15 protein-coding genes and 1 tRNA gene are annotated in these 15,817 nt (G+C 52.5%); 2 read left to right on the forward strand and 14 right to left on the reverse strand.

From position 1 onward, the window contains the following. Positions 1-86 precede the first annotated feature (86 nt). Positions 87-746, forward strand: coding sequence for a hypothetical protein (locus OGM61_01475; GenBank protein UYI84762.1), 660 nt, complete (start codon positions 87-89; stop codon positions 744-746). Here the strand turns inward: OGM61_01475 and OGM61_01480 are convergent. The 10 genes from OGM61_01480 to OGM61_01525 all read right to left on the reverse strand — a co-directional run bounded on the left by OGM61_01480 (position 733) and on the right by OGM61_01525 (position 12,424). After that, positions 733-1,062: a hypothetical protein gene (locus OGM61_01480; GenBank protein ID UYI84763.1), complete on the reverse strand. Its 330-nt coding sequence runs from the start codon at positions 1,060-1,062 to the stop codon at positions 733-735. The genes OGM61_01475 and OGM61_01480 overlap by 14 nt on opposite strands. Positions 1,063-1,071: 9 nt before the next feature. Next, positions 1,072-1,971: a hypothetical protein gene (locus OGM61_01485; protein ID UYI84764.1), complete on the reverse strand. Its 900-nt coding sequence runs from the start codon at positions 1,969-1,971 to the stop codon at positions 1,072-1,074. A 26-nt stretch (positions 1,972-1,997) separates the two neighbouring features. Then, complete coding sequence (locus tag OGM61_01490; GenBank protein UYI84765.1) at positions 1,998-2,543, reverse strand: hypothetical protein; 546 nt, start codon at positions 2,541-2,543, stop codon at positions 1,998-2,000. Further along, positions 2,540-3,478 (reverse strand): hypothetical protein, encoded by a 939-nt coding sequence (locus OGM61_01495; protein UYI84766.1) that lies wholly within the window; start codon positions 3,476-3,478, stop codon positions 2,540-2,542. The genes OGM61_01490 and OGM61_01495 overlap by 4 nt, the downstream gene beginning before the upstream one ends. After that, complete coding sequence (locus OGM61_01500; GenBank protein UYI84767.1) at positions 3,475-4,095, reverse strand: hypothetical protein; 621 nt, start codon at positions 4,093-4,095, stop codon at positions 3,475-3,477. Before OGM61_01500 ends, OGM61_01495 begins: the two co-directional genes overlap by 4 nt. Before the next feature lie 133 nt (positions 4,096-4,228). Beyond that, the gene (locus OGM61_01505) at positions 4,229-8,449 is read right to left on the reverse strand and encodes a SpaA isopeptide-forming pilin-related protein (GenBank protein ID UYI84768.1); all 4,221 of its coding nucleotides are present in this window, start codon (positions 8,447-8,449) and stop codon (positions 4,229-4,231) included. 79 nt (positions 8,450-8,528) lie between these two features. Further along, on the reverse strand, positions 8,529-9,188 hold the full coding sequence (locus tag OGM61_01510) for a hypothetical protein (GenBank protein UYI84769.1): 660 nt from the start codon (positions 9,186-9,188) through the stop codon (positions 8,529-8,531). Positions 9,189-9,371: 183 nt separating this feature from the next. Continuing rightward, positions 9,372-10,325 carry a ParB/RepB/Spo0J family partition protein gene (locus OGM61_01515; protein UYI84770.1) on the reverse strand — a complete coding sequence of 318 codons (954 nt, stop codon included), beginning with the start codon at positions 10,323-10,325 and terminating at the stop codon, positions 9,372-9,374. Next, positions 10,279-11,103 carry an AAA family ATPase gene (locus OGM61_01520; protein UYI84771.1) on the reverse strand — a complete coding sequence of 275 codons (825 nt, stop codon included), beginning with the start codon at positions 11,101-11,103 and terminating at the stop codon, positions 10,279-10,281. Before OGM61_01520 ends, OGM61_01515 begins: the two co-directional genes overlap by 47 nt. Before the next feature lie 730 nt (positions 11,104-11,833). Continuing rightward, positions 11,834-12,424 (reverse strand): helix-turn-helix domain-containing protein, encoded by a 591-nt coding sequence (locus OGM61_01525; protein ID UYI84772.1) that lies wholly within the window; start codon positions 12,422-12,424, stop codon positions 11,834-11,836. 407 nt (positions 12,425-12,831) lie between these two features. On the opposite strand from OGM61_01525, the gene OGM61_01530 reads away from it, so the two are divergent. Next, a tRNA-Ser gene (locus tag OGM61_01530) sits at positions 12,832-12,920 on the forward strand. Positions 12,921-13,011: 91 nt separating this feature from the next. On the opposite strand, the gene OGM61_01535 is transcribed toward OGM61_01530, so the two are convergent. From OGM61_01535 to OGM61_01550, 4 genes are all read right to left on the reverse strand, one after another. Further along, positions 13,012-14,205 carry a site-specific integrase gene (locus OGM61_01535; GenBank protein UYI84773.1) on the reverse strand — a complete coding sequence of 398 codons (1,194 nt, stop codon included), beginning with the start codon at positions 14,203-14,205 and terminating at the stop codon, positions 13,012-13,014. Positions 14,206-14,316: 111 nt separating this feature from the next. After that, positions 14,317-14,547 carry a helix-turn-helix domain-containing protein gene (locus OGM61_01540; GenBank protein ID UYI84774.1) on the reverse strand — a complete coding sequence of 77 codons (231 nt, stop codon included), beginning with the start codon at positions 14,545-14,547 and terminating at the stop codon, positions 14,317-14,319. Beyond that, positions 14,516-14,854: a hypothetical protein gene (locus OGM61_01545; protein ID UYI84775.1), complete on the reverse strand. Its 339-nt coding sequence runs from the start codon at positions 14,852-14,854 to the stop codon at positions 14,516-14,518. Before OGM61_01545 ends, OGM61_01540 begins: the two co-directional genes overlap by 32 nt. A gap of 14 nt (positions 14,855-14,868) precedes the next feature. Continuing rightward, positions 14,869-15,807, reverse strand: coding sequence for a ParB/RepB/Spo0J family partition protein (locus OGM61_01550; protein ID UYI84776.1), 939 nt, complete (start codon positions 15,805-15,807; stop codon positions 14,869-14,871). Positions 15,808-15,817 lie beyond the last annotated feature (10 nt).

The raw sequence follows: 15,817 nt of genomic DNA on the forward strand, positions 1-15,817 counted from the left end.
CCCATTTCCCGGATGACCATCTCAGAAATATCACTGACTGCGGCACCGAGCACGGAGATAACCTCCACGGTGTTGAAGTCAAAGAGATGGCTGAAATCCTCCCGGTCAAAATACTGCCTCGGCTCATACCCCGCACGGGAGAGCGCCATAAAAGCGACGCTGCTTTTCAGCGTGGTTTTCAGCCACGCTTCAAGGCTTGTGCCGTCCAGCTCCTCCAGAAAGCTGCCGGCTTTGACAGCGTTCAACTCCATGAGATAATCCGAAAGATTATCCTCCACGGCATAACCGGAAATATCTATGAGAAGGTGCGGGAAATCTTGCGGCTCCTCCACATCACCGAAGCTGGCCTGAAGGCTTTCCGATACCGCATATTCGTACTCCGGCTTCATCTGCCAAAGGGTGATGTTCCTTCCGGCACGGCTGTTGGTGTTGGAGATATCAAAGACATGTCTCAGCTTGTAGGGAACATCTCTGTCGATCAGCAGCGCGATGCCTTTCGTGCCCTTGTTTACCCATCTGCCGAGTTTATTCCATGTGTCGATTTCCGCACACGCCGTTGCATCTGGTTTCTGCGCATGGATGAGCAGCTGCTCCTTAAAGCTGTACTTGTAGTTGTTTGCCGCCGTAATCAGAAAATCGGTATATCGGTCGGCATTGGAGGCGATATTCCTGGCAGTCTGGGACGCCATCTCCAAAATGATTCTGTATTTGCTCGGCATGGGAACTCCCTCCTTATCTTACTTTGATCGTGACCTCAACGGTCTGCGCATTCTCTCCGAGGATCGATGCAAATAGAAGCCCGGTTCTGGCGTTGGACACCTTCGTCACAAGCTCATTCAGCCGGTAGACGGTGGTATTGATCTCTTTCTGGTTATCTGCGTAATAGTAGCCCGTTTCATCGCTGCAAATAGGAAAGCCATCCTGTCGCAAGGCGCTGATCTTGCGGCGAATATTTCGTCCGTCAAGCAGAAACAGCTTTTCAAGCTCCTTGCTGTGGATGGCATTTTCTTTGCCAATATGATTTTTACGGAGATACTCGCAGATGGCTTTCTTCTTATCCATAGCTTCTCCTTATCTCGCAGGTTCGTGTTCTTTTCTCTTTGGGGACACTGTCTGAGGCTTTCTGTGGGGATCGTCCTCAACAGAAAATCCCTTGGGCAGCGTATCCAGGTCGTTCAGAAACGCACGGGAAATGGTCTTGCCGTTCTGGTCTCGGTAGAGAACGACGCACAGCGGCACACCGCAGTCCAGCTGATTTTTTAGATCGGTCAGAAAAGCTGTCTCATCCATATATTCGGTGTGTTCGACCACCTTGCCACGAAAGTCCAAATAATCGATTCGCGCTACGGGATTAACCTGCTTTTTCATATCAGTGTGTTGCGCAACAGCCCATTCCGGCAGCTGTGTAAGGTCATTGAAGGAAAGCTCCGAAAGCACTGTATAATTCATCTCCCGCAGCGAATCGAACTGCCGCATACCCAGAATCTTTCCGTCCAAATAAACCCCAATATGGCAATCCTCCAGATTCGCGTAAACCCGCAATGTATGTCCTCTTTCCAGCGTTTTGTGACCCAAGTCAACCTTGCGCAAGTCAGAGAAATTTGCTTTGCACCCAAATTCCCGCATACAGTAACTGTTTAGAAGCTCTCCAGCCTCCAAGAACTGTTCCAATCGATCCAGAGTAAGATAGCTGCAGCCAATAGCTGCGGGCTTGTCGCTTCTCATGCGGATTATGGTATCTTCATAGCCGTCCATACCTGGCCTCAGTAGGAAACGATTGCTGACCTCGCGAATCATTTGAAAGGCCTCAGTAGCATCCCAGCAAGCGGCATTCACCGCCCGTATCGTTTCTTTATTAAAAACACAGATTTCAACCAGCGACTGCGTAGTATCGTAGTGCACCCATTGAATCTTGCCGTCGTTCAGGTCTGGATAAAACACATCTATCTCTTTGCTCGTATCAACGCTCAAATACTTTTTCTCCTTCCCGCGGTGGTTCATCGTGCCTCACCTCGCTCTCTCTGCCGGGCTGGAAAGCTCCAGCCATACACCTTCCCGATCTCATCGCCAAGCCTGCGGGTGACACGGACAATGTCTGCCCTGGTGGCTGTGCCGTTGTAGATTTTTTCTTTGAGCCGGTCTTTCTGCGCCTGGGAAACATTGTCCTTATATACCCGATAGAGATAATGGTTTGTGCCGTCATGGTGGGTGTCATCGCACCGGAAATCTCCGTTTCGGTCCACATACCATGTGGTATAGTCATAGTTGGAATAAAGGCAGTCGCGGATATTGCCGCTTGGGATTTCCTTATATCCCATGCGCCTGCCATTCCAAAGCCCCAGATCGGCAACAACCAGAATGGGCTGGGAAAGTTGAATGTCCAGATTGAGCCGTTCGTCCTCAAGGTAGTGCCCGTTTTCCTCATACATCATGGCGACGCGCTCGTCATCGGAAAGCGTCGGATATTCTTCCTCCATCCAATCTTTCCACTCCTCATAGTCAAGGTCGGCATTGGACCAGATGCGATAATCTTCCTTACTCATCGTGCATCACCTCTGTCCTTCGGCATCACAGGTTTTCCGTCTGCATCGTAATTTCTAGGGTCTGCGGCGGGCACCTGAAAGCCGAACATAGAGCCGGCCTTCATGGCTTCTTCCTGCGCCTTGCTGACGCCGAGCTTTGCATTATACTCATTCGCGATGCTCCGGGCTTCGTCCTTGTCGGTAACGGGAATGTCCGTCTTGAAGTAGCCCTTTTCACCGCGCTTGATGATAATGATTTCGTCGCTGCCGGAAAGGACGCTGTAGCACTGCTCGGGCAGGTTGTCCCGAATCGGCTCGCAGGTATGGCCGCCGTATTCCATGCGCTCGGCAAACTCGCAAATGTGATAGAGGTTGCTCCCGATCTCCACATGGTAATCGTCGATATAGCGGCAGGTGCGGATCTGCTCTTCATTCCACGAATAGTGGATTTTCACCTTGCCGCCATCCGGAATGCGAAACAGCTCCTTGTAATGGCTGTCAATAAAACGGATTCCTTTCTCTGCGTCCTTCAGGTGCTGATCGAGCCAATCCCGGCGATAGCAATAGCAGTATAGGTTGTATTCGCCCCTGTCCGGGTTCAGGCGCAGAAGGTAGGCATACTTTTCGGTATCCACACGAACGCCATAGTAGCCCGGCTCCTCCTGCATCCGGCTTTGGGGTGTGCAATAGCAGTACTTGGCAAGCGCCCTACGGTTATGAAGAATGTCGCCTTCCTCACGCAGAGAGTTGATTACCTCGTCAAACTCCGCCTTAAACTCGTCGGTTTTCAGCTCTTCCCGGAAGTCAAACCAACTGCTGAAAAAGCCGTTGCCGTCCGTGTCCATATCAGCCCGGAGGTGGCCGATCAGTCCGGTTTGCATGGAAATTTGCGTGCTCTGACGGAAGGTATATTTGTCCTCCGCCTCGATCATTGCTCTTTTTTCATACTCGATCATCTTGCGTCACCTCTTTCTTTAGTCGGTTTCTTTTCCTGCGCGTGCATCTCTTTCGCTTTCTCCAAGCCCTTCTGCGCCCATTCGGGAAGGCGCTTTTCCTCCATGACACCGAGAAAATCCGTGCGATAAAAGGAGGTCTTTCTCCCGTCGTACAGAGAAATGCAGCAGCAGGTACGGCCTCGCGCATTGGCCTGCGCGCCGAAGCCGCCGGTACACAGCATAAGCTGGTGATTGGCGTGGCGGAACTCAGGCCGGAGAATGCTGCCCTTGACGACAACCACCTTGTTCTCGATGGAATCCTCATAGGAAATGGGCTTACAACTATTTGTTGTGAGTTCCTCATTCGTGCCGACCTCCTGACAGGCTCTCTCGTTTTCCTGAATAATCTCCTCGGCTGCATCCGCTACGCGCTGTCCGAACACCTTTGCAATCTCCGCAAAATCGTCGCTGACCAGCACCCCGGAATAGCGCTCAAAAATAGCGTTGGTCTCTACAAAGCAGCACATATACCGTTCATCCTTGTCGGCGTTGGGATTCTCGCCCAGAGCAATATCCTTGTGCCCGATATACATGGAATACTTTACGGAGTAATCTCCGATTTTTCTTGTCTCTTCCATAGCGTCTCCTTTTATAAGCGGGGCGGCATCTGTAAAAAGATGCCGCCCCTTGCCGTTTTACTTTCTGTTCTTCAGGCGAAGAACGATCAGCCCTGCGATAATAAACACCACAAGACCGATGCCGATGATGACCTTAGCGCTCATGCTTGCCTACCTCCTTCTTTTTTCGGAAGGTAAAGAAAGCCGCCGCACCTGCACCGATTGCAGAGATACCGGTAAGTGTTGCCCAAAGAGGCATATTGGTGGTATCTCCGGTCTTGGGGATATCCGTAACAGGCTTGAGCTTGTTATGGAACTTGGCAACGACCGTCTTTCCTTCGTGAACGGTTACGGTGACATTTGCGGGAAGCTCATACTTCTCGTTGGCTTTGTTGGACACCTCGGAGATCACATAATCGCCGATGCGCAGCCCCTCGATGTGGATCTGACCCTTCTCATCGGTCACAAAGTCCTTGCTGAAAGCATTGCCGGTGATATCCGAGCCCTCCACACGGAAGGTAAAGCCCTTCAGCACGCCGTCATCCGAAGTCTTTTCAATGCGGATGCCTCCGGTCTGTGCCTGGTTGGCAAAGCCCTTTCCGGCCTCATTTTCCACGACGACGGTTTTACCATCTTCCTTAATGGAGAAACTGTAGGTCTTCTCATCAAGGAAGAAGCCCTTGGGGGCCTCAGTTTCCTTCAGCGTGTAATCACCGTAGGGCAGATCATCCAGCTTGTAGACGCCGTCGGACAACTCCTCCGTCTGGCCCACAAGCTTTCCGTCACGGTACACCTCAAAGACTGCGCCGTTCAGGTGATGATCGGGATAGTCTTTATCCACCTTGGTCAGCTGAACGCTGCCGCGAATGAGCTTGTTGGTGATCTCGATCTCGACCACAGCGCCGTTCTGATCTACCTTCACGGTATAAGGCGTCTCATCCAGCACATAGCCCTCCGGTGCAGCGATTTCACGAGCCACATACTCGCCATAAGGGATGTCCGCGAAGGAGAAGCTGCCGTCCTCTGCAGAAACGGTGGTCAGGACAGGCTCTGTGCCGTCAGTAAGGAACAGGCCGATGGTAGCTCCGGCCAGCGCCTTGCCGTCCTCATCCTTCTTCATGCCGTGGATCTCTCCGTAGATCATCTCGTTGGTAATGCTCTTTCCGTCATTGACAGCAAGCTCTACCACGGGAATTTCCTGACCGGCATAGGCAAAGGTCACAGGGTACTTCTCATCGGAGAGCATATAGTGGCTGTCGGTGCTGATTTCCTTGACATAGTAGCTGCCGAAGGGAACATCGCTCTTGAGCACGGCTTTCCCGTTTTCGTCAAGGGACAGAATCTCAATCAGTCCGTCCGCAGGAATGACAGAGCCGTCTGCTGCGGTAAGCTCCTCGGCGGCATAGAAGCCGAAGGTCACGGCGGAAAGCTCGTTATTCATGCCGATACCGAACTGCTTGTTCTGCTCCAGTACCTTGGAAAGAGAAATCCGCGCCTTCTGTCTGTCATTGCAGAAGCTGGCAGCGGTTTCGGTGATCTCAATCTCCTGGCCGGCGTAGACAAGCTCTGCGGTATGGGCGTCCTTGTTAATGACCATGCCGTCGGGGGCTTTCATCTCGGTGATTTCGTATTTTCCCAGATACAGCGGCTTGCTCTCCGCCATGCCGTCTGCGCCGGTAGTCACTGTATCCACCACCTCGCCGGCGCTGCAGCGCAGCGTACCATCCGGGGTGTAGATGTCCGCCGCAGCCTTGATCTCATAGGTTGCTCCTGCAAGACCCTGCACCGTATAGACCGGCTGGTAGACTCCGTCCGCCGCCGTGACGGTGGCAAACACCTCGCCGGTTTTGGAAATCTTGATGATGCCCTTCTGTGCGTAATTGCCAAGCTTCACTGCAACGACCGTCACGCCGCTTTCCTCGGTGGAATTCTCTTCGGTCACATCGAACTTGACCGCCTCATGACTGAGCACATAGCCGTAAGGGGCAGAGACCTCCTTGAGGGAGTAGCCCTTGCCGAACTCCAGCTTTTCCGGCGTGATGAGCATGCCGGCGTCATTGGTGTAGAAGGTGTCGATGGTGGTAACCTCCGGATAGGTAAAGGTCATTTCCACCTTGGAGCCATCCGGACGGAAGATCTGGAAGCCCGCACCCGCATAGGGAATGGTATTGCCGGTCTCCGCATCCACCTTGATGACCTTAATGAAGGACTCGAAGTTAGCGTTGTTGATGAGGTAGCGATAGGTCTCGCCGTCCTTGGCAATGAACACATCAAAGTCGCTCATCAGCTCACGGCCCTCCCAGCCGGAAACCTGATGCACGGTATACACGCCGTAGGGCAGGTCCTTGCTCTGGGCAAAGCCGTTTTCATCGCAGGTCAGATAGTCCCGCTCCGTATCCTTTGCCGCCTCATAGCTGCCGGCAGATTTCAGATAGACGGCAAAAATCGCGCCTTCTTCGGGCGTTTCAATTTGTGTGTCGCCGTTATCCGAGTGCTTGATGATGGCGATATTGCCCTTCTGCACCTGCTCGGCAACAGCCACAGCAGGCGCAGCGTTCAGCTCAACGGTGTAATTGGCCGCCTCTGCACCGACAGCATAAACGGTGCTGTCCAGCAGATAGCCCTCGGAGGGGCTGATCTCACGAATCGTCCAGTCGTCGCCGCAGACATAATAGCCGGTGGTGAACTGGCCGTTCTCGTCGGTGTAGTAGGTATCCGCAAGCTGATCGCCCTTATAAATGCCGTAGGCGGCACCGGCAAGCGAAGCGTCGCCCTGCGCCGTTCCGCTCTCACAGTCGCTCTTGGTGACGGTGACATTGAACTTTTTGAGGATGTTGGAAACGCTCTTATTGGTTACACTGTTCCATTCCACTGCGGCGCTCTGGCTGTCGGGAACCACATAGCGAATGGCGGTGTCCATCTCCTCCAGCGTGTAGCCGGTGCCGATGAGCACATCCCGGAAGGTTGCCACACCGTTTTCATCGGTGACGGCGTATTCATCCACGGGCAGCCCGCTGAGGGAGGTTCCGGAAAGGTGGAACTTCACCCCCTGATTCAGTCCGTCCTCGGAGGTCTTGGTCACGGTCAACTCGCCGCGGCGGAGCACATTGTTAAAGGAAACCGTTGCCGTCTGTCCAGCAAGCACGGTGACACGGTGGCTTTCCTGGGGCACATACTTGTCATAGCTCTGCTCAGTGACGGTATAGGTGCCGGGCATCAGATTGTCGATGTGAATTTCACCGTTTCGGTCGGTGGTAACGCTCTGATTGACGCCCTCGCCGGTGATGGTGAAGGTAATGCCGTCCACCCTGCCGTCCTCGCTGGTCTTGATGATTTTGGCGCTGCCGTAGCTGACCTTCAGCTTGACAAATGCCCTTACGGGGTCGCTGACGGAGGCCGTATAGGTGATGGTATCCTGAACGCCGCCGTTGGGGCCGTACTTATAGTCCGTCCAAACAAGAACGCCGCAGCGGGAAGCGCTTCGACTTGCGGAGATCGTCACATTGCCGCTGGGAGCCGTATCGGTGGTGATAGTGAGCGTGTTGCCCGACACGCTGAAATGGAAGCCTGTCTCACTGGCGGAGAAGGTAAACTGTGACAGCACACGGTTGGTATCCGTGAGCTCGGCAATGTACTGACTGCCGTCCCACGCAAGCTCAATGGTCCTTGCGCCGCCGCTGCTTCTGCTCATAAAGCTCGGGCAAACGGCGTGGCTCTGCACGCTGGACTCGATGCTGTCGTAATAGTCCATGATTCGGCTATACAGCGGATGATTGGGGGAAACCAGCGACAGGATCTCGTCATAGCCGCCGGTGCTCACATGGTCAAAGTCCGCATCGCGCTCGCCCACAACCGTTTCCCAAACGAGCAGCTGGGTAGCGAAGGCGTGGGCCAACTTATCCGCATCGGAATCGTTCTGCGATCTCCACGAGGTGGAAAGGTTGCCCTGATAGCCATACTGCATGATACGCCCCAGCAGCAGCTTAATGTCGTCCGGCTCGATGGTGTTGTTGTACTGGCTGGGATAGTTATCCCAGAAATCCTCACCGAAGCCGTAATAGGTATCGCCGACATTTCGGGAGAGGCCGGGCTCGATGCAGTAGCATACCTTCCCGTCAAAGGAATCCATACAGTGCAGGGTGGTGTAGTTGCTGGAGCCTGTTGTCCAGCCGTTCATGTAGGTTTTTGCGGAGTGCCCCCATGCGTCCTCGGAGTAAATCTGAGCAGCGTCCCCGTCACGGGGGAAGGAAATCATATAGGACTCCGCTGTTTCGCTTGCGGCGAAGGCCGTGGTCGTGCCAAAGCCCGCAAGCACGGTGAATGCCATGAGGACTGCAAGCAGCCCCGACATTCCTCTTTTGAGAATCTTCTTCATTCGTTCTGTCCTCCTTCAAGGCATGAAAAAAGCACCGTGCTTCCACGATGCTCATTTCGGTGTATTGATTTGTTGATGATTATGCGTACCCGATATAGATCAGGTAGCTGCTTGTGCCGACGCATTCGTACCAGATCCAGACAGCAGTTATCTCCCCATCCTTCGCATATCTGTTCAGGCGTGAGTTAATGTCTCGCTCCAGGTAGATGCAGGTCGGCTTCGCGGTGATCGGATTGTCCCAGCAATCGGTTGCTGAGCTATCCAAGGTCAGCCCCAAGCTCACCGCCGTGCTTTTTGCGTAGGAAATCCAGCAGTCGATATCAAATGTGGGCTCGGGCTTCGGAGTCGGTTCCGGCTCGGTTATCGCAGGAATGGATGGTTCCTCTGTGGGGTTCTCTGTTTCCACCGGCTCCTCCGGAAGCACGGGCGGCTGCTTGGTTTCCTCCGATGCCGGCGCATTCGATTCCGTGGGTGCGCTTGCCGGCTCAGAAGAAACAGCAGAGCCGCTTTCGTGCTTGTCCTCATTTGATATGCAAACTGCTGGATCGGCGGCTTCTGTCGGGGCTTTTGTGGGAGCGTTTGGTTCTGTGGATACCGGCTCAAAAGAAGCAGGCGTTTCTTCCTGCGGCGTTGGAGCTTTCGGTGTGTTTGCTGCCGCTTGCCCTTGCAAGGGCTCTGCGGCGCATCCGGAAAGCAATACAGAAAGCAGGAGCGCGCACAACATGAGATTCTTTTTCATGGGATGACCTCCTATGGCTGTTTTTCTCATATTGTACGAACGCACCCGGTTTTTCTCAACTGTACCGCCTGTCTATTTTTCTTTTGAGCTGGTATTGCCGGTAAATGAGGGGGGGGAGAGTGTGAGAGGGGGAACGGCGCTGACGCAGCGTCAAAAGGGTAGACTGCTCCCTTGGCGAAGAACCTATCTTGCGTCATTCCGACTTTTCTGCCTTTCCTGATACCGGTGATAATATTCCAGCGCTTTCAGAATATACTCACCGGTTTTTTCGTAGGGAACGCTGGCAGGGATAAACCTTCTGGCCTCGGCGTACTTGATGTTGATTTTCTCCCTCTGGTTCGGCTTTTCCTCGCTCATGATCGACTCGATGACCTCGTTATTCAGCTTTCCGTCCTGGGAGAACCGCTTCAGCTTAATGGCCTGGGCAAGGGACGGCGTGGCATCTGCGTAGGCGATTTGCTCCAGCAGGGCGCGCTGTTCCTCTTTTTGCAGGTACGAAAGCTCCACCGCCGGTCTGAACGCAATGCGCCCCTCGTCAACCAAATCCAGAAGTTCCGGAATGAGCTCGGTAAGGCGAATATAGCGGAAGATAGTATTTTTGCTTTCTCCCACTTCCGCAGCCATTTCGTCTGAGGATTTTGTTCCAAAAGAATTGTTCCCCAATGGGGAATAATTATCTTGAGCTGGTCTGCCTGCTTGTCTCTTCATGGCCTCCAAGCGCATCTTGTACGAAAAAGCTTTTTCACTGGGCAGTATCACAGAGCGCTGCAGGTTCGATTCCACCATTAGAATGATGGCCTCGTCGCGGGTCATCTCCCGCACCTCGGCTTTCACGGTATCAAAGCCGGCAAGCTCACAGGCCTTCTTTCTGCGATGCCCCGATACGATTTCGTACCGCCCGTCCTCCTTCGGTCGGAGGGTGACAGGGGTGATGATCCCGCGCTCCTTGATACTCTGGACAAGCTGATCCATGTCCTCGTCCAGCTTCACCTTGAAGGGATGGTCTGGGAAATCGTCGATCTCCGAGAGGGGAATATCATAAATGCGCGGGAGCTTGTTTTCCTTTCGCTCCGCGTCATTCATGAAAAGCTCATCGTACCCGGTCAGGCCCAGATCGATTTTTTGCACGCTCTTCAATCTCTGTCACCTCCTTCGTCAGAGCCTCATACGCTGCTGCGACCTTGCCGTTCCTGTCGTGAGAGAAGATGCTTTCTCCGGAAAGACTGCACTCCGCAGCTCTTACCGAAAAGGGAATCTCGGAACGAAACACGCGGATGTTCTCTCCCACGGTAGAACGAAGCGAGGAAATAATCGCCTTGGCGTTGTTGGTGCGGTTATCCACCATCGTCAGCAAAATGCCGTCAATCTTTAATCTCGGGTTGATCTGCCGCTTGATCTTTGAAATGGAGCGCAGAAGCAGGTTAAGACCTTTGGTTGACAGGAAGTTCGGCTGAGACGGGATAATCACACTGTCTGCCGCAACCAGCGCATTGACCGTCATCATACCCAGCGAGGGCATACAGTCAATCAGAATGTAGTCGTAGCTTTTTCTCATGCCGTCGATGGCGTTCTTCAGAACATACTCACGGCTCATGACATTAAACAGGCCCGTTTCCATACCGGAGAGTTCAATGTTGGAGGGGAGCAAATCCACACCCTCCTGGTGCCGGATAATTGCACCCTCTGCAAGCGGCTCATCATCAATGACCGACTGCATAAGGGACGACAGCGATACATCCAGCTCGTCGGGGTTCTTTATGCCGAGGCTCACGGTTAAGCTGCCCTGCGGGTCAGCATCCACCAGCAGGACCCGTTTCCCGGAGCTTGCAAGTCCCACGCCGAGATTGACTGTGGTCGTCGTTTTGCCAACGCCGCCCTTCTGATTCGTGATGGCGATCACCTTACAGTTTTCCATGGGGTTTTCCTCCTTTCTCTTTATTTGAATCATTTCTGATCCACGAAAGCCTCAAAATACCTTTTGGGGCTTTCGTCACTGCATTTCATTTTTCCTCGAACCCAAAATGCAGAAAAGGAAATCAACAGGCGTTCGGCTGCTGACCGAACTCATAGGAATCTCACCTCTGCCGGGTACTCCGCCAGCCCCATAGGGAAGTATCATTGTCCCTGAATCGTTTCATCGCCTTATCCGTAGCAAGCGGATATTTCAGAATGGTTCGGAATCGCTACCAACCTTGCTTTCCGTGATAACCCTTTCTGGCAGGAAGTTCGTGGCGCACCTTCATTCGGCTGGGGCCTTCGCCCCCGATCAGGAATGTACCTGTTGAATGTGTATTCGGTTTTCAAGGTTCACGAGGGCGATTGTTTTGTCCCTCACTTGGTAGGCAACGAAAACGGGCAAAAATTAACCCCCCTCCAAAAAAATTTTCGATTTTTTTGAAAAACGCAGATTTGTGAGTCCGCACTTGATTCTGAGATAATAAAAAAGCACCCTTGACGGGTGCGGAATACCTATAAGAGATGTCGATAGGTTGTCTGTCTCTCTGGAACAAATTCCAAAGTATCAAATTGATACTTTGGAATGCGCTACTTGATACTTTGGGACGCAATTTTGCCTTCGTAGCCAATGGGCTGATGGCTAAAACAAAAAAGGACGAGCCACCCGATATGGATAGCTCGTCCTTACCTCATTTTGATTGTAGGTTGTCTAAGTACTTCCAGCGTCGATAGTTTTGCAGACTGCTGATGTGCCACTCGCTCTTTCGGGGTATCGTCCTGAATGCGTTTGAACAGAAAAAATCAATCAGGTATATCTTGGGGATCATATTCATCGCCCTGATGGAAAAATACTTCACCTTGCCTTTGTTGCACCAGCGGTTAATTACCGGAATAGCATATCCCGTGATCTCACTGACCTTTTTAACTTCAAGAACATCTGGATATTCTTTGAGGAGGAACCGATAATACTCATGCAAATCTTCGCCGTCGATTTTAATTTCCGACGAATAATGTTGCCGAACCGTTCTTCCGCTTTCTTTGTACCATCCCTCCGGTACAGCGTAGAACTCAGGATGATTTTCCCGATCTTCTATAAAAGCCATCAGATCTTCTTTCCTGATTTTGTAGCACCGGGTTTTCTTCCCCGAATAAATGCACGGCAGCTTTCCGCTTTTCAGATAATAGAGTGCTGTTCGTTTGCTGCAATGGCAAAGCAAGCGCACCTGTTCCTTAGCCAGAATATCCGGCACTTTTGACCAATCAATGTCATTGATTTTCATAACATACACCTCTGTCATTTGTTCGGTGGAAGACACCTGTGTATGCTATGCTGTTCTAACATCGTTCTAACATTTCTAACGCGAATTCTAACAAAACTGCCAAAATCGGCTCATTTTTGGCTTTCATTCGAACCCCTTGAAAAATCAAGCTTTTTCAAGGGTGAATGCCAAAATACCTTGATACAGCTATGGTTTTGGGCGGACAAAATAGCCTGAAAGCGATACGAAAAAACCACAAAAGTCATAATGGTTGAAAAGACTCGAAATTTTTGGAAGCTCCGGCCGTTTCGTCCGCTGAAAATGTCCGCCGCACAGGGCTTTGCGCGGGTTCGGATTTCACAATTTCATATCGTTCTTGCGTGTTTTTCTTGCATTCTTCCGGAGCAGGGATTACACTTGAGGTATACGGAGAGTTGTCCGAGAGGTCGAAGGTGCGACACTCGAAATGTCGTGTTCCCAAAAGGAACCTAGGGTTCGAATCCCTAACTCTCCGCCAAAAACCCAGTCATATCAAGGCTTTTGCCCATATGACTGGGCTTTTCTTTTCTCTCAAGGTCACATCGGCGTACATGATTTTCGGCAAGAGCTCAGGTGTGCCAGCCGGTTTGCCTTGTGTCCGGCAGGGTCAGGATATTGTCCATCACATTTGCCGAGGTGATCTTGGACTTGTAATCCAAATGGCTGTAAATATTCGCCGTCGTGCCAATATCGCTGTGACCCAGCCACTCCTGGATTTGCTTCAGAGGCACATCGTTCGCCAAAAGCAGTGAGGCACAGCTGTGTCTAAGGTCGTGAAAGCGAATGTGCCGCAGACCGTTCTGCTCCAGCAGCTTGCTGAAATTGGCGGTAACGCTTCTGGGGTTGAAGATATTGCCCATGGCATCCACAAAAACATAACCGTCATACTTTTTGCTGTAGCAATTTCCGCATACCCGCCGATTTTCCTTTTGCTGCTCCCTCAGCGCCAGCAGCTTTTCCCGGATATTGCTGACCAGCGGCAGGGAGCGCAGGCTGGATTTCGTCTTGGCGCGGTCTGCGCAGACGATTTCACTTTTGCCGTCTATCTTTGCGTTGGTTACGATGTGCTTAATGGTGATGGTGTCCCGCTCAAAGTCGATGGCGTCCCATTTCAGCCCCAGTGCCTCGCTGCGGCGCAGGCCGTAAAAGGCGGTCATCTGAATCAGCAGGGAGTACGGATGATCCTTGGACGCTTCCAGCAGCCTCTCCAGCTCCTCCTGCCGGTAATAGTCCGCAATGTACCGCTGCTTCTTGGGGCGCTCCACCTTGTCGGCGGGGTTGAAGGGAATCAGGTCCATTTTGACGGCGTATTTCAGCGCCTTGTGGATATTGGCGTGATAGTGGATCACCGTACCGGGCGACACGGTTTTCAGCTCATGCAGATAAAAGCTCTGAATGTGCTTGGCTTGGATTCCGTCCAGCGTCAGTCCGGTGTTTCGGAAATACGGTGCGATCTTTCCCTTTACCATCTGCGTGTAAGAGGAAAAGGTGGTCTTTTCCACCGAGCTGCGGATAATCTCCAGCCACAGCTCCATGTAGTCGGCAAACAGCATATCAGAGGAGATGTCCTCGTTCTCCTTGCTCACAACCGGCGGGACAAAGCTCTTGCGGGTGTCCAGCAGCAGCTTCTCGGCGCGGCGCTTGTTTCCCTTTGCGGGAAGTCCTGTGGGAATCCACGGCTGCCTGCGTTTGCCGTTGGCGTCCGTGTAATTCAGCACCATGTAGTAATTGTCGTTTTTTATTTGCAGGTGTCCTGCTATCATAAACTCTACCTCCTTTGCGGATAGCACATGAACGGGCACCCTTTCGGACCGTTTTTATTATACGCCCGGCGGGAATGCCCGTCCAATGTGCCATACAGGTTCAAATCCCGGCTACGCCGCCGGCTGCGGATTTCCCGCCGAGAGTGCGTAGCGGATCACATTGATTTTCGGTACGCGGTATGCATTGCCGATTTTCATACCGGGGATGTCGCCGTCGCCGATCAGCGCATAGGCCAGATGACGGCTGATTTTCAGCATGGACTGGACCTGGGCAACGTTCACAATGTCGGGGTAATCCGTGAACATCACCTCATACATGGTCTGCAGCTCGGTCTTCGTCACTGAAACCACCTCCTCCGTCGTCGCGCATAAAGCTGTTGAGCCTTCTTTCGACCATGTGAAGCACATAATGGACCTCGCTTTGGCTCAGATTAAAGGACAATACATGTCCTTCTTCGTCAGTGAGATTGATGGTCATTCGTTCGTTGCTGACATCAATATCAGCGTAGTATTTCTTTAGGAATCTGTCGAAGAGGATATCCACCATTTCACAGCCGTCTTTGGAAAACACGTCAATCATATCATCCAGATAGTCCATTCTTCCTTCGTCCAAATCGAATTCAATGATTTCTTTTATGATTTCTTTCATTGTAAAATCTCCTTTCACCGGGCGTCCCGGCCTTTGCGCTGCCGCGCCAAGTGTTTGTTGTAAAAATCCATGGCCTTGACAAGTGTCTCGGTCATCTGCTTCATGGAGGTGTCCGGACGGAAAAAGCTGCGGAGCTTGTCTACCGGCACCTTCACATATTCCACCTGATTACCCTTAACCTCGGACAGAAGCTGCAGCACCGCGTCATCCGTAAGAGTCTGCTCCTCGCTCATGCGCCGCAGCCGTCGGGCCTGGGACAAGGACGGCGTTACCTCATCGCTGTCCATCACGGAGAAGATCATCTCCTGCTCAGACGGCTGCAAATAGGACAGCTCCACCGCCGGAGTCAGGGCGATCTTGCCCTCATCCACCAGCTTCAGGATGTCGGGGATCAGGTTGGTGAGGCGTATGTAGCGTTGGATTTGGTTGCGGCTGTCCGGTGAATTTTCAGCAAGAGAATCAATACTTTTGATTTGGTGACCAAGTTGGTCACCATTTTCTTTTCGCCCCGGCGAGCGTTTTATGGCATCGTATTTCATTTTGTACGCGAACGCCTTTTCGCTTGGGAGAATATGTTCCCTTTGCAGGTTGCTGTCCACCATGGTGATAACAGCCTCCTCGTCTGTCAGGTCGCGGACAATCACCGGCATGGCGTCCATCCCCAGTGCCTTGCACGCTGCCAGCCGCCGGTGGCCGGAGATCAGCTCATAGCCGCCGTCAGGCAACGGCCTTGCCAGCGCCGGAGAAAGCACGCCGGCATCGGCAATGCTCCGCATGAGCTGCGCCATTTCCTCGTCCTCCTTCACCTTGAAGGGGTGATTTCGAAAGGGTGTGAGGGCAGCCAGCGGGATTGCCTCTACCTTTGGCTTTTTCGCATCGAGCCGTTCCTCCGTGCTCATAAAAAGCTCCTCGTACCCGGTCAGCCCCAAATCAATCAATCTGTCGTTCTTCATCGAATCCTTC

It is taken from the genome of Clostridiales bacterium, assembly GCA_025757645.1.
GTDB lineage: Bacteria > Bacillota > Clostridia > Oscillospirales > Oscillospiraceae > CAG-103.